15 protein-coding genes and 7 pseudogenes are annotated in these 16,447 nt (G+C 68.0%); 5 read left to right on the forward strand and 17 right to left on the reverse strand.

From position 1 onward, the window contains the following. Nucleotides 1-994 precede the first annotated feature (994 nt). The 4 genes and pseudogenes from ACX28W_RS40485 to ACX28W_RS40500 all read right to left on the reverse strand — a co-directional run. Nucleotides 995-1,183 (reverse strand): annotated as a pseudogene (locus ACX28W_RS40485) (FAD-binding protein); the annotation flags it as partial. Nucleotides 1,184-1,242: 59 nt separating this feature from the next. Beyond that, nucleotides 1,243-1,998 carry a PIG-L deacetylase family protein gene (locus ACX28W_RS40490; protein ID WP_459005128.1) on the reverse strand — a complete coding sequence of 252 codons (756 nt, stop codon included), beginning with the start codon at nt 1,996-1,998 and terminating at the stop codon, nt 1,243-1,245. 301 nt (nt 1,999-2,299) lie between these two features. Continuing rightward, nucleotides 2,300-2,527, reverse strand: coding sequence for a hypothetical protein (locus ACX28W_RS40495; protein ID WP_459005129.1), 228 nt, complete (start codon nt 2,525-2,527; stop codon nt 2,300-2,302). Nucleotides 2,528-3,376: 849 nt separating this feature from the next. Beyond that, nucleotides 3,377-4,234: an alpha/beta fold hydrolase gene (locus ACX28W_RS40500; protein WP_459005130.1), complete on the reverse strand. Its 858-nt coding sequence runs from the start codon at nt 4,232-4,234 to the stop codon at nt 3,377-3,379. A 299-nt stretch (nt 4,235-4,533) separates the two neighbouring features. On the opposite strand from ACX28W_RS40500, the pseudogene ACX28W_RS40505 reads away from it, so the two are divergent. Continuing rightward, nucleotides 4,534-4,677 (forward strand): annotated as a pseudogene (locus tag ACX28W_RS40505) (IS6 family transposase); the annotation flags it as partial. A gap of 39 nt (nt 4,678-4,716) precedes the next feature. Here ACX28W_RS40505 and ACX28W_RS40510 read toward each other — a convergent pair. From ACX28W_RS40510 to ACX28W_RS40520, 3 genes and pseudogenes are all read right to left on the reverse strand, one after another. Then, nucleotides 4,717-4,845: pseudogene (locus ACX28W_RS40510) on the reverse strand (helix-turn-helix domain-containing protein); the annotation flags it as partial. After that, a complete protein-coding gene (locus tag ACX28W_RS40515; protein ID WP_459005131.1) occupies nt 4,791-5,027 on the reverse strand; it encodes a hypothetical protein in 237 nt (78 codons plus the stop codon). The pseudogene ACX28W_RS40510 and the gene ACX28W_RS40515, both read right to left, overlap by 55 nt. A 78-nt stretch (nt 5,028-5,105) precedes the next feature. After that, nucleotides 5,106-5,900 (reverse strand): alpha/beta hydrolase, encoded by a 795-nt coding sequence (locus tag ACX28W_RS40520; protein ID WP_459005132.1) that lies wholly within the window; start codon nt 5,898-5,900, stop codon nt 5,106-5,108. 680 nt (nt 5,901-6,580) lie between these two features. Between ACX28W_RS40520 and ACX28W_RS40525 the strand changes: the two are divergent. Beyond that, nucleotides 6,581-6,727, forward strand: a pseudogene (locus ACX28W_RS40525) (transposase); the annotation flags it as partial. 326 nt (nt 6,728-7,053) lie between these two features. Here the strand turns inward: ACX28W_RS40525 and ACX28W_RS40530 are convergent. The 3 genes and pseudogenes from ACX28W_RS40530 to ACX28W_RS40540 form a co-directional block, all read right to left on the reverse strand. Then, nucleotides 7,054-7,242, reverse strand: a pseudogene (locus ACX28W_RS40530) (transposase family protein); the annotation flags it as partial. Nucleotides 7,243-7,375: 133 nt separating this feature from the next. Beyond that, a complete protein-coding gene (locus ACX28W_RS40535) occupies nt 7,376-8,623 on the reverse strand; it encodes a CU044_5270 family protein (RefSeq protein ID WP_459005133.1) in 1,248 nt (415 codons plus the stop codon). Beyond that, complete coding sequence (locus ACX28W_RS40540; protein WP_459005134.1) at nt 8,620-9,240, reverse strand: RNA polymerase sigma factor; 621 nt, start codon at nt 9,238-9,240, stop codon at nt 8,620-8,622. The genes ACX28W_RS40535 and ACX28W_RS40540 overlap by 4 nt, the downstream gene beginning before the upstream one ends. A 950-nt stretch (nt 9,241-10,190) precedes the next feature. On the opposite strand from ACX28W_RS40540, the gene ACX28W_RS40545 reads away from it, so the two are divergent. Next, nucleotides 10,191-10,793, forward strand: a complete 603-nt coding sequence (locus ACX28W_RS40545; RefSeq protein ID WP_459005135.1) for an ABC transporter permease — start codon at nt 10,191-10,193, stop codon at nt 10,791-10,793. Nucleotides 10,794-10,800: 7 nt separating this feature from the next. Here ACX28W_RS40545 and ACX28W_RS40550 read toward each other — a convergent pair whose 3' ends face one another. Further along, nucleotides 10,801-11,559, reverse strand: a complete 759-nt coding sequence (locus ACX28W_RS40550; protein WP_459005136.1) for a transposase family protein — start codon at nt 11,557-11,559, stop codon at nt 10,801-10,803. A gap of 210 nt (nt 11,560-11,769) precedes the next feature. Between ACX28W_RS40550 and ACX28W_RS40555 the strand changes: the two are divergent. Further along, a pseudogene (locus ACX28W_RS40555) lies at nt 11,770-12,420 on the forward strand (transposase); the annotation flags it as partial. Between the two features lie 90 nt (nt 12,421-12,510). Here the strand turns inward: ACX28W_RS40555 and ACX28W_RS40560 are convergent. After that, a complete protein-coding gene (locus ACX28W_RS40560; RefSeq protein ID WP_459005156.1) occupies nt 12,511-12,789 on the reverse strand; it encodes a hypothetical protein in 279 nt (92 codons plus the stop codon). A gap of 199 nt (nt 12,790-12,988) precedes the next feature. On the opposite strand from ACX28W_RS40560, the gene ACX28W_RS40565 reads away from it, so the two are divergent. After that, entirely contained in the window at nt 12,989-13,534 is a 546-nt protein-coding gene (locus ACX28W_RS40565) for an ATP/GTP-binding protein (RefSeq protein WP_459005137.1), read from the forward strand. Nucleotides 13,535-13,665: 131 nt separating this feature from the next. Here the strand turns inward: ACX28W_RS40565 and ACX28W_RS40570 are convergent, their stop codons facing one another. From ACX28W_RS40570 to ACX28W_RS40590, 5 genes and pseudogenes are all read right to left on the reverse strand, one after another. Next, complete coding sequence (locus ACX28W_RS40570; RefSeq protein WP_459005138.1) at nt 13,666-14,091, reverse strand: ester cyclase; 426 nt, start codon at nt 14,089-14,091, stop codon at nt 13,666-13,668. A gap of 23 nt (nt 14,092-14,114) precedes the next feature. Beyond that, the gene (locus tag ACX28W_RS40575; RefSeq protein ID WP_459005139.1) at nt 14,115-14,966 is read right to left on the reverse strand and encodes a hypothetical protein; all 852 of its coding nucleotides are present in this window, start codon (nt 14,964-14,966) and stop codon (nt 14,115-14,117) included. Next, nucleotides 14,963-15,697, reverse strand: coding sequence for a MerR family transcriptional regulator (locus ACX28W_RS40580; RefSeq protein ID WP_459005140.1), 735 nt, complete (start codon nt 15,695-15,697; stop codon nt 14,963-14,965). Before ACX28W_RS40580 ends, ACX28W_RS40575 begins: the two co-directional genes overlap by 4 nt. 140 nt (nt 15,698-15,837) lie before the next feature. Further along, a pseudogene (locus ACX28W_RS40585) lies at nt 15,838-16,079 on the reverse strand (Tn3 family transposase); the annotation flags it as partial. A 5-nt stretch (nt 16,080-16,084) separates the two neighbouring features. Next, nucleotides 16,085-16,414 (reverse strand): hypothetical protein, encoded by a 330-nt coding sequence (locus tag ACX28W_RS40590; protein ID WP_459005141.1) that lies wholly within the window; start codon nt 16,412-16,414, stop codon nt 16,085-16,087. Nucleotides 16,415-16,447: the final 33 nt, after the last annotated feature.

Raw genomic sequence — 16,447 nt, forward strand, 5'->3', positions numbered from 1 at the left:
ACCGCGTCCAGGGCGGCCCGGAGCGGATCAGCTTCGGCGGCGCCGGTCACAGCGGGCAGGGCCATGTGCGGCTGCGAGCGGCGGGTCAGTGCTCGTCGGCTGGGCGGTGCCGGGGCTCGCAAGCACTCGCGGTGAGCGGCGCCGCAGGTCTCCACGGCCCGGCCGAGGCCCCGCCACAGGTGTCATCGCGAAGGCACTTGGCTGCCACGACAAGACCGCCACCCGGCTGGTCACCGAAGCCGGCGGAGCCTGGAGCCGATGCGCGCCCGGCGACGCACGATGACACCCGGAGCCATCGGGAAGAGCACGAGGAGCATCCCAGTCGGCTGCGCTACACATCCTGGCTGCCCGATGCTCCTGTCGAGCAAGCCCAGAGCTGAACACAGGGAGATGGAGAGGGTCATCCATACGACGAACGCCCCACCGCCGCAGAGCACTGCGCGTGGCACGCTTCCGTCCGCTGCCCAAGACAGCACACCAGCGATGACTGCGACTAGCAGAGACAGGACAGTTGCCAGGGCGACGAGCAAGAGGCGCGTCGAAGGTCCGGAAATCAACGGCCGACATCCTTCTGTGAGGGTGGCCGTTCCGAGACACGCCGTCTCAGCCCGACCACCGAAGCACGATGGTTGGCTGAGACGGTGTAACCCCTGGGGAGCGGCGGACCGTTACAGGTCCGCGCAGCCGCGAGGTCACGCCCTCAATCAGTTCTCGGATGATAAGCGACTCCAGCAGAGCACGCCAGAGAGCGCGGTCAGAGAGCAAGGCCATCGGCCATCGCTCAGGGTGACCGCAGGGGTGATCCTGGCAGGAATTCGAGACACCTCAGCATGCGGCCTCACCAGTCCCGAAGGTCAGGTTCCCCGCCGTCGTGGCTGGCGCCCCAAGCAGGCAGCAACAGGGAGCTGAGTGAGCAGTCGCTGTACGTGCTTGACGACCCCTCGGATGTGAGGCATGTGTGGGAAGTCGGCACTTACCTCACATGCCTCATGCTTCGCCGCGACCACAGATAACCAGGGCGTCCCCAGTCGGTGAACAGACTCACGCTGTACGCCGCCGCGACAGTCTCGAAGTCCAGTCCCTCCAGGGCGAGTTCGGTGAAGACGTGCTGGCTCACCTCGAAGTCCGTCTCCAGTTCCAGGGTGAGCGCGGTGACGACGCCAAGGGCGCCCAGCGAGGTCATGCCGAGGCCCTGCCCCAGTGGGTGGCCGGACCGCGCGAGACGGCCGCCGGCCCGCGTGGTCAGGCGGTCAGTTCCTTCTGGGCTGGCGCCGCGGCAGGGGTGTGGCGGATGTACCACTCGGTGGAGAACAGCCGCTCCCGGGCATCCTGCGGAAGGCCGGCGATCAGGCCGGGTACGGCTCCCCGCCGCACCTCGGTGCGATGAGCCAGTACGGCGGCGATCTTCTGTTCCATCCAGGGGCCGACGTTGACGGTTGCGGTGACCTGTTCGTCCGGAACGCTGTACACCGCCTTGTGCGCACCGACCACATCTCTCAGCACCGGCACAGCGGAGTGCGGGTGCGTGGCCAGGTAGAGGGCACGCGGCAGCCAGGGGGAACCGGCATCCGGGTAGAGCTGCTCAAGCCCGGCCGCCTGGGCTGCGAGCACGGTCACCCGGTGGGTGTGCACGTGGTCCGGATGACCGGTCAGCCCACCGTAGGCGTCATGGGTAACCATGATCTCCGGGCGGAATTCCCGGATATGCGCCACCAGCCGCCGTACCGCCTCGTCGAGTGGCGCATCACAGAACCGCGCGCTGCCCGGAGCCGACTGTGGTACCCGCGCGTCGGCGTAGCCGAGCATCCGCGGTTTGCCGGCGCCGAGGATCCGCAGCGCCTCAGCCAACTCCGCGGCGCGCGGGGTACCCGCGGCCCAGGTCGCCGTGACGACTGCGATACGCGCACCCGCAGCCGCGTGACGGGCGAGCACCCCACCCGCAAACAACGACTCGTCGTCCGGATGAGCAAAGACCGCAAGCAGGCTCGGTTCAGACACTGAGGGACCGCCTTCCAGTACGGGGAGGTCGGATCTTAGCCACCACAGCTTCGTCCAATACCGCCTGCCCGCCACCGGCGAAGTCGTCCCCTTGCTGCAGATCGCCCCCTCCAAGTCTCGCCGAGACCCTCCCCCGCTGCCCACCTCCCCATCAAGGTCACCCTCGCTCGCTGAAACGCAAGGCGCCCTCCCTCACCCGCTACGGCGTCGACAACCGCGGGGAGCAGTCGCGCAAGGCCCTGGTGACGGCTGGAGAGATCGCGTCGGCCGTCGCAGACGCGACAGGATCAAGCCGAGAGCGTCAGGCGTTCACAAACTCCTTGAGCATTTCGTCGAGGTCGGCCAACGTATCCGCAACCGTTGTCCCGTACTGGGCTTCCCGGATGCTGATGCAGGTGGCGGCGAAGTCGGCGAGCTCAAGGATTAGATCGAAGAACTCTTCCTGGTCGCGGGCGAAGGTTGCACCAAGCACCTCGCCTGCGCTCTGCTGGTCCAGCAGAAGCCCGCGTATCACGGGCAGGGCGTTCATCAACGCCGTCCTTCCCCCTAACCGTGCTTCCGGGCCGCTTCTTCGACGGCGTGGAGGAGTTCGTCGGCGGTCTGCTCACTCTCGTCGGCCAGTACGAGCGCGAGCCCGGTCGCCGACACCGCCGCACCGGTGGCCAGAAGAAGATCCGATCGGTGCCGTTCTCGTCCGCGTCGGCGCTGCGGCTGCCGACACCACGCGCCCCGCGGGAGAGTCGGCTGGGCGCCGGGCGACCTGGCTCGCCGGATCCATGGAAGCGCGGATCATTTCCATGATGGGCTCGTGAGAGATCGGCATCTGCCCATATTGGCCTGGGTGTTGGTCGGGCACAGTCGAAGGGTGCAAGTTTCCGAGTCGGCTGTCAGCCGTCACTCTTCTGACCAGCAGCTTCCGGAGTCGTCTCACTCCGTGTCGTCTGCCTGCCGCCCCAGATTCGTGTCCATTTCCTCAGGCAGGGCTGCTCACGAGTCGCCACAGCCGCAGGATGAGGAGTGGTCGTACAGGAGAGTCGCCGAAGTCGAGACGGGCATCCAAAGCGATCTCCTGTCCCCGCCATGGCGGTTACACATCCATCGACGAAGCAGCTCGGCAAGTTGGGACAGGGAGGCGAGTGAGCACTTCCAGTCGCGTGACAGGCTTGTCAACTGCCGTTATGACCGCAGTGGCGCCGGAACCGGCACGGTCCGCTTCGTTCTCCCGCTGGACCGTGCCGGCTCCCTGCGGCCCGCAGTACAGTCGGCTGACCGCAGTCCCGACCGGGCGGTGCGACCCGGGGCGCCACCGCGCCTCACCTATCTGGTCGGGACCGGCAGCCGCTGCACCGCACGCCGCAGCGGGGCCGTCGGCGTCGGCTCAGCCGACCTGGGAGGCGGCTCGCTCGACGAGCCCGGTGACGACGCCCGGGTTGCTGACATGGACCGCGTGCGGAGCGTCGATCTCGATGGTGTGGGAGCCCGCGCGCTCGGCCATGTAACGCTCGGCGGCCGGCGGGATGACGTGGTCCTTACTGGGGACCAGGTACCAGGAGGGGATGGTCTTCCAGGCCGGGGTGCCCGAGAGGTCCCCGGCCGCCTGGGCACTGATCGGGCGCTGGGTCGCGGCCAGGGAGGCGGCGGTGGGGGCCGTGAGGCGGTTGCTGAGGAAGACGTCGCGGAACTTGTCCGGCTTGATGTAGAGGTCCACCCCCGTCGTGCCGTCGGCCTGGGGGAAGGGAACAGCGTTGAGCGCGGTGGGCACCGGCGCGGCCGGGTCGTCGGTGAGGTGCGAGCCCGGGAACTTGGCGAACATCTCGTTGCCGCTCTCGCCCTTGTCGAGGGCGAAGCCGGCGACGTAGACAAGGGCCTTGACGTTGGAGCTCTGGGTGGCCGCGTTGGTAACCACTGCGCCACCGTACGAGTGGCCGACCAGGACGACCGGGCCGGGGATCGTCTTGAGATAGGCGGCGAGGTAGGCGGAGTCGCTGGCCAGGCCGCGCAGCGGGTTGGCCGGGGCGGTCACCTTGTAGCCGTCCGCCTGCAGGCGCTTGACCACACCGTCCCAACCGGCGGAGTCCGCCCAGGCGCCATGAACCAGGACGACGGTCGGCCGGGGCTCGGCCGACTGCTGCCCGGGGGCTGCGGTGGCCATGGGGGTGACCACCGCGGCTGTGCCGAGTGTGGCGGCCAGGGTGGTGAGAAGAGCGCGGCGCAAGTGCCTGGACGTACTGAACATGGAGTCCCTCCAAGGGATGATTGGCGGTCGTCGGCCTGCGGTGACCTGGAGTGCCGCAGGGCCGGAGACGATCCGGTTGGAAGATGGAACCTGCTGGCGGTTCCACAGCATTGATGAAATAGCTGGACGAAATGTGACAGGGAGAGATGCTGAATTGATAAGACGTGCGCCCAATCCGCAAGAAGCTCGGGCCAATCAGGCCCAGGAGAAACCCGCCGCAGGCCGCTGCAACGTTGACTGAGCGGGTGGGATAATCTTCGGGTTGATCATGCCGGGAAGGGGCTGTCTGGCTGTCTGGGGTGAGTACATCGCCGTCGCGCAACGGGCACCGCTATCCGGTCGAGGTGAATTCCCACTGTGCGTGGCTGTACTTCCGGTTCCCGTTGTCGTTCCGCCTCGGCCTTGATCGCGGGGAACTCCTCGCACTTCCATCGCTCGACCGCGGCCGGGTCCTGCTGCCAGGCCCGCCACAGTGGCCGCTGAGGTGATAAACCCAGCTTGCGCGGCAGCCGCCCGACACTGACCGCGGACAGGGCGACCCCGAAGTCACGGCGGATCACTTCCCGAACCGGTCGTGGGTCCACAGGTCGAAGTCCGACCTGAGCTGACACGGGTTGCCGCCGACGATCAGCCGGTGGTGGGCTTCGAGGGGCGACCCGGGGCCGGGCTTGGCCCGCAACGCGTCCTCCCCGCCCTCACGGCAGGCGGACGGCTTGAAGACCGTCGACCGCGCGAGCCCAAACACCTGCGCGGCCTCATCCGGGTGCAAACACCCGTCTTCGATCTGCCGCACCCTCCGGATCCGTGGGCGGCGCTCCCTTTCAGCGCTCGGGACGGACAAATGCCGTCCTGAACGCGTAGCGGGCACGGCTCAGTAGTGGGCGAGCGCCCAGTCAAGGGCGTAGTCGGCGACCTCCTGCCAGCCGTCCTGGGCGGGCATCAGGTGGGAGCGGCCGGGAAACACCTTGACCTCGGTGGTGGTGCCCTCCGCCTTGTAGTGCTTGGCGTTGGACTTCTGGACCTTCGCCGGCATGAGGTGGTCGTACTCGCCGGAGAGGAACAGCAGGGGTGCCCGGTCGGCGTTGTGGAAGTCCACGTACGTGTCAGTGTGGCCGGGGTGAAGGTTGGCCTGCGCGCTGCTCCAAACGATGCTGCCTGGTGCGGGGATGTGGTAGCGCTCATACGTGGCGCGGGCCTGGTCCTCGGGAAACGTGTTCACAAAGGCGTAGCGCCATTGGTCGAAGTCCAGTCCGACGGCGCGGTGCCGGTTGGCCGGGTTCTTCAGGACGGGGAAGAGGGACCGGATCTGGGACAGCGGTACGACCGGCACGCCCTCGGCGGGCGCGGAGTTGATCACCACTCCGGCGGCGCCGAGGCCGCGGTCCAGGAGGATCTGGGTGAAAGCGCCGCCGGCGGAGTGACCCATCACTATGGGCGGCCGGTTCAGCCCCGTGATCAGCCTCTCGAGGCTGGAGATGATTGCCGGAACGGTCACAGTCTCGATCGGGGTCGGGTCGGCGTTGAGTGCCTCGACCTCCACCTCGAATCCGGGGTACGGCGGCGCGATGACACGGAAGCCCTTGTTCTCGTAGTGGGCGATCCAGCTCTCCCAGGCCCGCGGCGTCGCCCAGAAGCCGTGGACGAGGACGATGGTGTCGGGTTGCATCAGTGTGCTCCTTAGCGGATGGGCCGATGGCCGGTCATGATCTGTCGAAGGACGACGCGAGGCGCAACTTCACTACCGGATGCGACGGGGTGCGACGGCCGGGATGTCGTTGTCCGGCGCGGTCGGAATGACGCACCAGGACGGCGGCTCTTATGCACTGCCCCACCGCCGAGGCCGGTCACCCCGTCGACTCTGTCGAGACGTTGGGCGGCGGTCATCGGCCGAAGCCCAGAAATAGAAAAGGCCGACGACGGACACATTGCCGGCCTTCGCGGAATAGATGCATTCGTCGATTCCCGTGCGGCCGAGACCTGTCCGACTCGCCTGTAGCCGGCGCGAAAGGGGGCCGAGCCTGATTTCGTTGCCGCGTTCGCCACGATTCCCGCCACCTCTGTCCCGGCGTTCCGATCTCGAACTCTCAGACCGAACGGGTCCGGCAACTGTGACAGCAGGGCCACGAATTTGCCTCTGTGGCAAGTAAGCTGATCCCGGTTTCGTTGATGTTGTGCACGCCGAGGGCTGCGCGGTAGCCGATGAGCATGGACTGAAGGTGGCGAAGGGATCCGCCGGGGAGCCACATGCCGGGCCGCAGGCGGATCTGGTCGAGGAAGGGACCTGTCCCCGAGTGGTGAACACCTCTGAGCCCGGCCCCGGCAGGGGCCGGGTAGGAGGGATCTCTTATGGTGATGAAGATCTACTCGCCCGAGTACAAGGCAGACGCGGTCGCGCTGTATCTATCGGACCCGAGCCACACCTTCGAGGGCATCGGCAAGGACCTGGGGATCAGCCGGGAAACGCTGCGCAACTGGGTCCGGGCCGAGAGGGCCCCGCCATGGCGGGGGCAGCACGACGAGCACGAGCAGGGAGAAGAATACGGTGGATTCCCCGGCGACGGCCGAGGAGCTTCAGGCCGAGAACGAGGCCCTGCGCCGTGAGCTGGCGGCGGTGCGCAAGGAGAACCAGAAACTGGCGACATCCTGCGCAAGGCGACGAAGTTTTTCGCACAAGAGATGACCTGGTGAACCGCTTCCAGTTCATTGACACGTTTCCATCTGGAAAAGCGCTGGTCAGTGGGGCTGGTGTGAGCCGGGGGTGGGGTGCTCGTGCTGGTTGTCCGTCTGATCGTGCTGGGGTGATCGTCTGCCGCGTCGAGTCAGCGGCTCATCTCCGCGTTCGTCAGGACGAGGAGGGCGCGCAGGAGGGTGGTGGCGTGCTTCGCGTTCAGACGGAGCTTGGTGAGTACGCGCCAGTTCTTCAGGTCGGCGAAGCCGTGCTCGTTCGCCGCGCGTTCCCGGCTGACCAGCCGGTTCGCTTGCTTCTCGGCGGCGGTCAGCGGCTTGTTCCGTGTCGCCTGCGCTACCGCGCACCTCGGTCGGCCGTGTCGCGGGGAGACGTCAGCGGGAGGTGAGGGGGGTTTCGGACTCCGGAGAGCTGTCCCAGGAAGGACAGCCCTCCGGAGGGGTCGGTTCGCGGGCTCAGTGCTGAGCGTTCTCCGGCACGGTGATCTGGCGCTCGGCCCAGCTCATCCGGGTCGTCGCCGAGTAGTTCACCGTCGTGCCCGCGTCGAGACCCGCCTCCTGGGCCCTGTCCGACGGTTCGACCAGCACGTTCTGCTCGCTGAGCATCGCGCCGGTGGACGGGTCCACGACCAGCCGCTGCTCCACGGTCCCCAGGGGGGTGCGCACCGTGCCGGGGAATGCGACACCGACGCCCTCGCGACCCAGTGGATCGGTGACACGCCCCAGTACCCGGACGTCGGGCAGGTCCGCGATCACCCGGTAGGCGGCCGCCCGGACGGCGGGCTTCACCGGCATCGTGATGAGGTTGGCCGCCTGGCGCAGCACGTAGGCCGTGCGGCCGGCGCCGGTCTCGGCATCACTGCCGTCCTCCGCGTACAGCTTGTCCAGCTGTCGACGCAACTCCCCACTACCGGAGGGAAGTTCACGCAGATCGTCGTACGAGACGTTGCGCGGGCCGAGGGCGTAGATCTTGTCGTTGGCGTCCGTCCGCATAACCATCGGCCGCCGGGTTCCCATCGTGTACCCGATCGCACCCTGTCCGGTCGCTGTCGCGACCTCGACCTCTACCGTGCCGGGTGAGCCCGCGGCCCGCCAGCGTGCCTCGTCCGCCTCGGTGCGGGGCGCGGTCACGGCGTCCAGGCCGGAGACCATCAGACTCCGCGTTCCCGGGCGCACGCCCACCGACCACTCCTCGGTCGATGTGGTGCGCACGGCGAAGAGCTGTCCCTGCTCACCGGCGACGTCCACGTTCTCCGAGCGCGTGGTGGTCTGCCAGTACGTTCCTTCGGCGGCCGAGGTCTCCGCCTTCTTCGCCACACTGAGCAGCTCGAGGCGGCCGTCGACGCGGACGTCACCCTGGCCGTCCGACGCCGACGGACCCGACCCCGTGGCGGAAGAAGACTGCGGGTGTGCGCCCGGGCGGCCGGAAAGCTCCGGCCGATTGAGCGTGCTCACGACCACCGCGGACGCCGCGACGGCTGCGAGAGCCGCGGTGGCCCCGAGCGGCCGGATCCCACCCCACAGGCGCCGCGGTACCTGGGACCGTGGCACACGACTGTCCGTCGCTCCGGCCAGGATGCGGGCCAGATCCTCGTGCTGCCGCGGGGAGTTCGCGAGCCGGGACGGGTCCAGTTCGTCGGGCCGCGCGCCCGCGAGGACCTTCATGACGTCAGGCCGCCCGGACCGTTCGTGGGTGTTCTTCATGTGAGTGCTCCTTTGCGATCAGTACGGTGCGGGGGCTGCGCGGTCGGTGCCGACACCGCCTTCTGTGCGGATATCGGCTTCTGTTCGACCACCGCCTCCGGTGCGGGTGCCGTCTCTGCCAGGGACATCGCCTCCAGGGCTTTCTCCAGACGTCGGCGGGCCCGGTGCAGCCGGACGGTCAGCGTCGCGGTGGTGCAGCCCAGGACCCGTGCGGCCTGCTTGGCGCTCAGCCCGTGCCAGGCGATCAGGGTCAGCAGTTCCCGGTCGGCGTCGGCCAGGCACGCCAGGGCCTGCAGCGCGGTTTCCCGATCGGTCACATCCGCCGCGACGTCGCCGATGTCGGTCCGGGCACCGCTACTGATGCGCTGCGCCTCCTCGGCGGCGAGGGCGTACTGGTGCCCGTTCCGGCGACGCAGTTCGCGCACCAGGTTGCGGGCCACTCCCAGAAGCCACGGCAGTGCGGGTTGCGGTATGTCCCGCACCCGCCGCCAGGCGACGGTGAAGGTCTCGCTGGTGATGTCCTCTCCTACCTGCCGTCCCACCAGGCTTGCGGCATAGGCGAGGACGCGCGGATAGCACTCCTCGTAGACGTCCCGGAAGCGTTGGTCATGTGTCACGCGCCGTCCCCTCATATCGGCTCTCTCACCAAGCAATGCGTGCGGCGGCCCACTTCTTACAGGGCGAGCCGAAATCCGCGGGATGTGCTCCACATCACGTGCGGCCCGCAGCGGAAGGCCCTTCCAACGCACGGAGCCCCCGGCCGGGGGCGACTTCATCCGGCAGCGCTCCGACAACGACGACCGGGGCCGGACCGGGTCTTCAGGGACGGGCGGTTCGGGCCCGGCCGTGGTCCATACGCAGCCTTCCTCCGCTTCCTCTTCGAGAGGCTTCACCCGTCGCACGGACACGGGGACGAGCGGAGGGTGGGAACCACGCAGACCAGCGCGTGGGTGGCGAAGCCGTCGCCCTCGTAGGCGCGGTGACGACACGCGCGGGTGAGGTTTGGGGGGCCGGCAGTCTCCCGAGCTTCTTGAAGGAAGACGGGCGGGTTGGTGGCCCTGGGGCGGGGCGGCACGTGCGCGGCCAGGTCGCGGCCGCTACAGGCACCCACTCGCATTCACGACGGCCGCCACTCAGCCCAGGCCGACGCCGACCAGGCCTGGGCGGCCTATTGCTCTGATCGGGCCCCCGTCGGGTGTGCGCGGTCGACGGGGGCCCATGCCCGGCGGCTCAGGAGAACAGCAGGCGCCAGGTCAGCGGGTCGGGCTGACCGTCGGCGTCGCCGCGGAGTTCCGAGCTGCTTGCCAAGGAGCAGGACGTACTCATGGGAGCCCCCCTTCTGGAAGTACTTGCGACCCGGGAAGACGGGGACCTTCGGCTTGGCGGGTATGGAGTCCTCCGGGGTGTCGTCCCCAGATCCAGCTCGGCCTTGGCGTACTTGATGATCCTGGCGAAGTCCGAACGTTCTCGGCCACGTGCATGTGCCCGCAGACCCCCTTGAAGTCCGTCCACTTCGCGGCCGTCAGCCGCTGGTCTCCGCCGTTCCCGTTTTCTGCTCTCCGCACAGTTGTCCGCCGTCACGATCGCGTTGACCGTCACGTTGGTGACTGTCACCGGGTACTGGGTACATCTTGGATTTCCGCGTCTGCGTCCGGCCGTCGGGTTCGTTGCGACACTGCCCATCGTCGTGCCGCCGATCGCCCTCGCAGTCGGGCTGATACGGGAATTCAGCTGGGCGCCTGCCTGGTTGTACGGGAGTTACGCCATCCTCGTCGGAGCTTATACCGCGCTGGCCCTTCCCTACGCCTACCGCGCCATCGACAACGGCCTGGAGTCCCTGAACATCAGGACACTCACCGAGGCCGCGCGCAGCCTCGGTGCCAGCTGGCCAACGATCATGAGAAGAGTTGTTCTTCCCAATCTTCGCGCGTCCGTCCTCACGGCAACCTTCCTGACCTTCGCCATCGTTATGGGTGAGTTCACCGTGGCCATCATCATGCAGTTCACTACATTCGCCGTGTACATGAGCTATGTAGGGGAGTCGAGGGCGACCGGGGCCGCGGCGTTGTCGGTCATCAGCTTCCTCATCACTTGGACAGGAATGCTTTCCATCATCGTCGTCGGTACCAGGCTCGGCCGTGGCACGGTCCAGATTGGCAGTACGCACTGAGGGGTTTTCATCCTGACGCGGCCGCGAGGTGAAGGGTGAGGACGGCCTTGACGACCGCGGTGATGCGGTTGGTGCTGCAGCGCAGCTTGCGCAGGAGGCGCCAGCACTTGAGCGTGGCCATGGCCTGCTCGCCGACGCAGCGGATCTTGGCGTGGGTGGTGTTGTGGCGTCGTTGCCACCGCTTCAGGCGGCGCCCCTTGAACGGGACTCGGACGTTCCGGGCCGCACCCTGATACGCCTTATCGGCCCAGCACTTGAGGTCGGCGTCGACGAGGGCGTCGATGATGCCGTGCTCGCGTGCCGCCGTCAGGTCATGCGTCGCGCCGGGCAGCGCGGGCGAAGCCCACAGCAGCCGACCGAACGGATCGGTCAGCACCTGAACATTCATGCCGTGGTGCCGCTTCTTGCCCGAATAGTAGGGCCGGTCGGCGGCGATCCGGTCGATCGGCAGCACGGTGCCGTCCAGGATCACGTACGTTGAACGAGCCGTCACCATCACCTCGTCGAGCGTCGGCGCGAGCACGGCCAGGACCTCGATCGCCTCGCGGACGTAGCGGTACACGGTGGCGATCCCGATACCGAACCCGGCCGCGAGCTGCGCGTACGTGTCTCCGCAGCGCAGGTGGGCCAAGGCGAGCAGGGCCTGGCGTCCCGGAGTCAGTCGCCGCCACCGACTGCCTATCTCCCGGCGTCGTGCCGCCAGCTCCCGGCTCAGGTGGCGTAGGTGCGCAGTGGACAGATCGATTGCCGACGGGTAGACAAACACACGGAGCTCCTGGAATGACGGTTGATCTTGGTCGACAACTCGTCTACCAGGAGCTTCGCCGTTCTGCAGATCCGTCCAACTCGCAGTCACTCTCGCCAGGTTGGAAGGGCCTCACTGATCGGGTGGCAACGTCGGTGCCCGCAACGCACAAGGCTCCCGTGCCGTTGGAGGAGGCGTTCGAAGTCTCAACGCGCCGCCACAGGAGCCCTGTTGGTTTCCTATCCTGCCGCACTCGACCTGCCTCACGCCCTGGTCGAGTGGGTCACCATGCTCATCGTCACCCGCGAGGGTGACCGCCGCCGCAAGCTCCCGCCGCACCAGCGTGCCCTGGTCGGTCTGCTGTACCTGCGCCGGCACGACACCCTCGCTCAGATCGCGGCCGGCATCGCCGTCGGCACCGCCCACGCCTACACGACGGCCGTCATCAACCTGCTCGCCGACCGCGCCCCCGGGCTGCTGCGTGCCCTGCGCGGAGCCGACCCCGACTACGTCCTGCTGGATGGCACCCTCGCGGGAATGCGACCAGGTCGGCGACAGCCGGGCCGACTACTCCCACAAGCACCGTCGGCACGGGGTGAACGTGCAGGTGGTCACCGACCCGGCCGGACGGCTGCGGTGGATCTCGCCCGCTCTGCCGGGCCGTGCTCACGACCTGACCGCAGCCCGCACCCACCGGATCATCCGGATCTGCGAACGCCAGGGCATCCCGGTGCTCGCCGACCGCGCCTACCTGGGCTCCGGCCCTTGGGTGACGACACCGGTCAGGCGCCCACCGGCGGCGATCTATCGCTGACCCAGCACACGGTCAACGGCGCGCTCTCCGCGGCGCGGGCACCGGTGGAACGGGGTGTGGCCCGAGTCGCCCACTGCGAAAAGAGGAAGGTCTCCATCGGCACCTGCGCACGCGCCTTCGGAACGTCTTGCATCCATGAGCATGCTTGTGTCAGATGCTCACTCCTCCGACCAGATCCGTCCCAGAGGGCACGGCTGGTCGAAATCCGCGACAACCTCCTCGTCCGCGTCGCCGAAGCCGAACGTGAAGGATGGCTCGGTGAGGTCGAAGGACTCCAGGTCAGCCTCGCCGGCGCGCAGGACAAGCTGGCCCAGCTCGATGCCGAGGCAGCCCGCCGAGCCACCGCTGTCAATCTCGGCATGCCGGCCTTCGGCCAGATCGCCGTCCGCACGGATGTGGTTGCCGGGATCCTGATCGGGAGGCTGTAATGGAAGCAAGCACGACGTTGAACAACCTGGCTGTGATCGCCTTGGTTCAACGTCTTGGGCATTGTGAGCATCTCCGGCATGTGAGCCGTTCGAGGATCTGCCACTGTCCCACCACCCCATTCCCAGGGTTTCACCGACCCGATGCCTCCATCAGAGGCCCTGTCGGGACCAGCGGGCCTGTCTCGACATGCACGAAAGGCTTCCGATCATGCGGCGGTACGTTCTCACCGGCACACCGGGCGCGGGCAAGACATCGATCCTGCGGTGCCTGGCTGAGCTTGGCTATGGGGTCATCGAGGAGGCGGCAACAGCAGTCATCGCACGAGCTCAGGCTCAGGGCGAGGACGAGCCATGGACACGGGCGTCCTTCATCGACGAGATCGTCGCTCTGCAGCGACAGCGGCAGTTGGAGTCCTCCACCACAGACTCCGTCCAGGTGTTTGACCGGTCACCGGTCTGCACCCTGGCGCTCGCCACCTACTTGGGGCGGCCGGTGTCCCAGGCGCTGGCCTCGGAGCTCGAACGGATCACCTCCCAAGGGATCTACGAGCGACAGGTGCTCTTCATCCGCAATCTGGGATTCTGCGAGCCCACCCCCGCCCGACGGATCAGTTTCCAGGAGTCGCTGGTATTCGAAAGGATCCACGAACAGAGCTACCGCGCGTTCGGCTACGAGCTCATCGACATCCCTGTCGGCGACCTCGCCCATCGTCTCGCCGCGGTCAGCTCAGCGATCACGTTGCGGGCTTCATGAACGACGCCTGGCGCCACCTACTCGCCTCGGTTCTCTCTACATGTTCAGTCGTCGTAGCGATATGAAAACAGGGCCGTGTCCCATCCGCAGGCCGGCGAAGGGCTTGCGCGGATGGGACGTCCGTCACGCGGTCAGGAGCCGGACGGCGGCGAGATCTGCTGCATGAGGCCCGTCAAGTCCGGGGCTACCCATTCCTCCGCGATCTTGTTGCCCTCAAAGCGGTAAAGCTCGATGCTGCGGAAGCTGACCGGCCGGTGCGTCGCAGCCACGCCTTGGAAGGTGCCCTGGTGTGTGCCGCAGAAGTGCATACGTACCCCCACCTTGTCGTCGGCGCCGAACATGTCCTCGACGTTGAACTGGAGGTCAGGGAAACCGTCGAGCATGGCCTGAGTCCCCAGCTTCCAGACCTCCCGCCCGTGCAGCGGGTCGGGCATCCCGGGGAGGTTGGCGATGAAGTTCTCCGTCAGCAGCTCGGCTGCGGCGTCGAGGTCGCCGCTCTGCACCCTCTGGTAAGCGGTGCGCATCAAGGCCATGTTCTTCTCAGTAGCGGTGTTCATCAGGTGTCCTTTCTCAGGGGATTTCAGGTGAGCGCGGGCTGGCGCAGGGCGCCGACCAGCGCGCGCGGGTCGTCGGCGTGGAAGCGGATGGTCCGTGCTTCCCCTCTGCCGCCGAGCGGGCGGGTGAAGGTCAGGGGGCGGGTCAGTTCCAGAGTCACCGTGGTCTGACCGGCCACGATCAGATCGAGCACCCTCTCCTCGGACAGTGTCACGAGCCTGCCTTGGGGGTAGCGGCGGTCGACCCGGACCGAGGCGACCGCGTCCGCCGGGACGGAGAGGTCGAAGAGGGCTCCGTAACGGATCCGCAGGGAGCCGTCGGGGCCGACCACGTGCGGCCGGGTGACGCAGGCGGCGTGCAGGCCCAGCACAGCCAGGGCCCCGTACACGTCGAGGACGAGCAGCACCCGATGGACGACGGGCCACGGGATCAGGAACGCCAGCGCGACCGTCTCGATCACCGAGACGAAGATCAGTCCGTACATCATTGCCGTCTGCGGTCCGGTGTACCCGGCGACATGGTCCCCGGGGCGAACGCCGTGCTTCCGGCGCGCGGCCCACCAGCCGAGGGAGACGGCGGCACGCAGCTCGTGCACCAGTAGCCGGCGTACCTGTACAGGGACGACGGCACGGACAGCGGCCCGCAGGGCGGCCGGCGGCTCAAGGCCCTGGGCACGCCGGCTTGCGTACAGCGAGCGCAGCACCCATGTCTCCAGCGCGAGCACCGCGAGCGCCACGGCCTCGGCGGCCGCAGTCGCCCACACCGGCGGCCGTACCCCGGCCGCCAGGCACACCAGCAATGCCAGCTCCCCCGGTATGACGGAGCCGGCCGCGATCCGCGCCGCCCTCATCCCGCGTACATCCCCAGCCCCGCTCATCCCCGGCTCCTCTGCATGAACGCCTCCATGACCCTGCGTACGACTTCCGCCTGCGCGGGGGCGTACTCCGCGAGCAGCGCCTCCTGGAACCCGGCCACGACCTGTCCCTCGGCGGGGATCGCGGCGAACACCTCGTCGGGGACGGCCGCCACCAGCTCGGCTGCCAGCGCCGGGATCCGCGGATCGTCCGTCGGGGCTTCGGCGAGCGCGTCGAGGCGTTCGTACAGCGCGAGCAGCGCCGGGTCGGCCGCCAACGGTCCGAGCACGGCGTACAGTTCCTGGCCGCCGGAGCCCGCGGCGTCGAGCAGCGTCAGGTGCTCGCGGTCCTTCGCGGCGGCGGGCGAGGCCGTGTGTGGCGTCTTCGCGAGGAGCGCGGCGAGCGCGGGGGACAGTGGTTCGGTCTCCCGCGGCTCGGCGGCCAGCAGCACCGCGAGCCGCCGCCGACGCTCCCCGATCTCGGCCTCCTGCCGGGCGAGGTCGGCGTCCAGTTCCTCCAGTACGTCGGCCAGGTCGCGCCCCGCGTCGTCCGCGAGGACGTCCCGCACCTCGTCGAGGCTGAGCCCGAGCTCGGTCAGCCGGCGTACGCGGGCCAGCAGGACGGCGTCGCGGACGCTGTAGGCCCGGTATCCGTTGGGGCGCCGCTCCGGTTCCGGGAGCAGCCCGACATGGTGGTAGTGCCGGATCGCCCGGGTCGTGACCCCGACGAGTGCGGCGATCTCTCCGATCCGCATGACCTCAGTAGAAACCCTGCCGCCGCGTCAAGGTCAAGCGCCGGATGTGTGGTGGGCTGGACCATGGACTCGCAGTCTCACAAACGCAGCGCAGAGAGGAGGATCAGCCCTCTGCCGGCGATGTTCCGGAACGCGGCGGATCAGTCGTCGTCCTCGGCGTCCTCGACGGCGTCCGGGTCCCGGAAGGGGCGCAGGCCTTGGCCGGGGCCGTTGTCCTGGATGTTGAACAGGTAGCGGCCCAGGAAGTTGATGTGCCGGTCCTTGAGCGGGGAGAGCCGGGCTTGTCCTCGTCTTTGATGTCGTGGCCCTCGGCGCGGAGCTGGGTGACGGCGGCCTCCAGGCAGCGGGTGTTCCACAGGACCACGGCGTTGAGGACTGGGCCGTGTTTTAGAAGGTGCTGGCCTGCTGGGTTGGCCGTCCGGGGAAGTCGCGGGCGGCCAGCCAGGCGATGAGGTCGCCTGCGATCCGGCCGATGCTGGTGTCGGTGGCGACCTCGTGTTCACGGCGGGTGGTGTCGCGGCGGACGATCTCGTAGCCGCCTTCGTCAAGGACAGCGACGGACGCGAACCAGGCAGGGTCGTCCTGGTCGGGCTGGATGACGACGAACGTGTTGTCCGCGTCGTTGAGTTCTCTGATCAGGTCGAACAGGGCGTCCTCGGAAGGGTCGTCGATGTGGTCGCCGTTTTCGCTGTCTGCGCAGTAGTACTTGGCGGCCACTGGACTTCTCCCCACGGTGCGCTGTCGGTTCGG

The sequence above is a fragment of the Streptomyces sp. SD15 genome (assembly GCF_054462255.1).

What these genes read in the sequence shown, in the direction of transcription:
- ACX28W_RS40495 (WP_459005129.1), bottom strand. Translation starts at nt 2,527, where the DNA reads ATGAACGCCCTGCCCGTGATACGCGGGCTTCTGCTGGACCAGCAGAGC.
- ACX28W_RS40500 (WP_459005130.1), bottom strand. Translation starts at nt 4,234, where the DNA reads ATGTTCAGTACGTCCAGGCACTTGCGCCGCGCTCTTCTCACCACCCTG.
- ACX28W_RS40520 (WP_459005132.1), bottom strand. Translation starts at nt 5,900, where the DNA reads ATGCAACCCGACACCATCGTCCTCGTCCACGGCTTCTGGGCGACGCCG.
- ACX28W_RS40535 (WP_459005133.1), bottom strand. Translation starts at nt 8,623, where the DNA reads ATGAAGAACACCCACGAACGGTCCGGGCGGCCTGACGTCATGAAGGTC.
- ACX28W_RS40565 (WP_459005137.1), top strand. Translation starts at nt 12,989, where the DNA reads ATGCGGCGGTACGTTCTCACCGGCACACCGGGCGCGGGCAAGACATCG.
- ACX28W_RS40570 (WP_459005138.1), bottom strand. Translation starts at nt 14,091, where the DNA reads ATGAACACCGCTACTGAGAAGAACATGGCCTTGATGCGCACCGCTTAC.
- ACX28W_RS40575 (WP_459005139.1), bottom strand. Translation starts at nt 14,966, where the DNA reads ATGAGCGGGGCTGGGGATGTACGCGGGATGAGGGCGGCGCGGATCGCG.
- ACX28W_RS40580 (WP_459005140.1), bottom strand. Translation starts at nt 15,697, where the DNA reads ATGCGGATCGGAGAGATCGCCGCACTCGTCGGGGTCACGACCCGGGCG.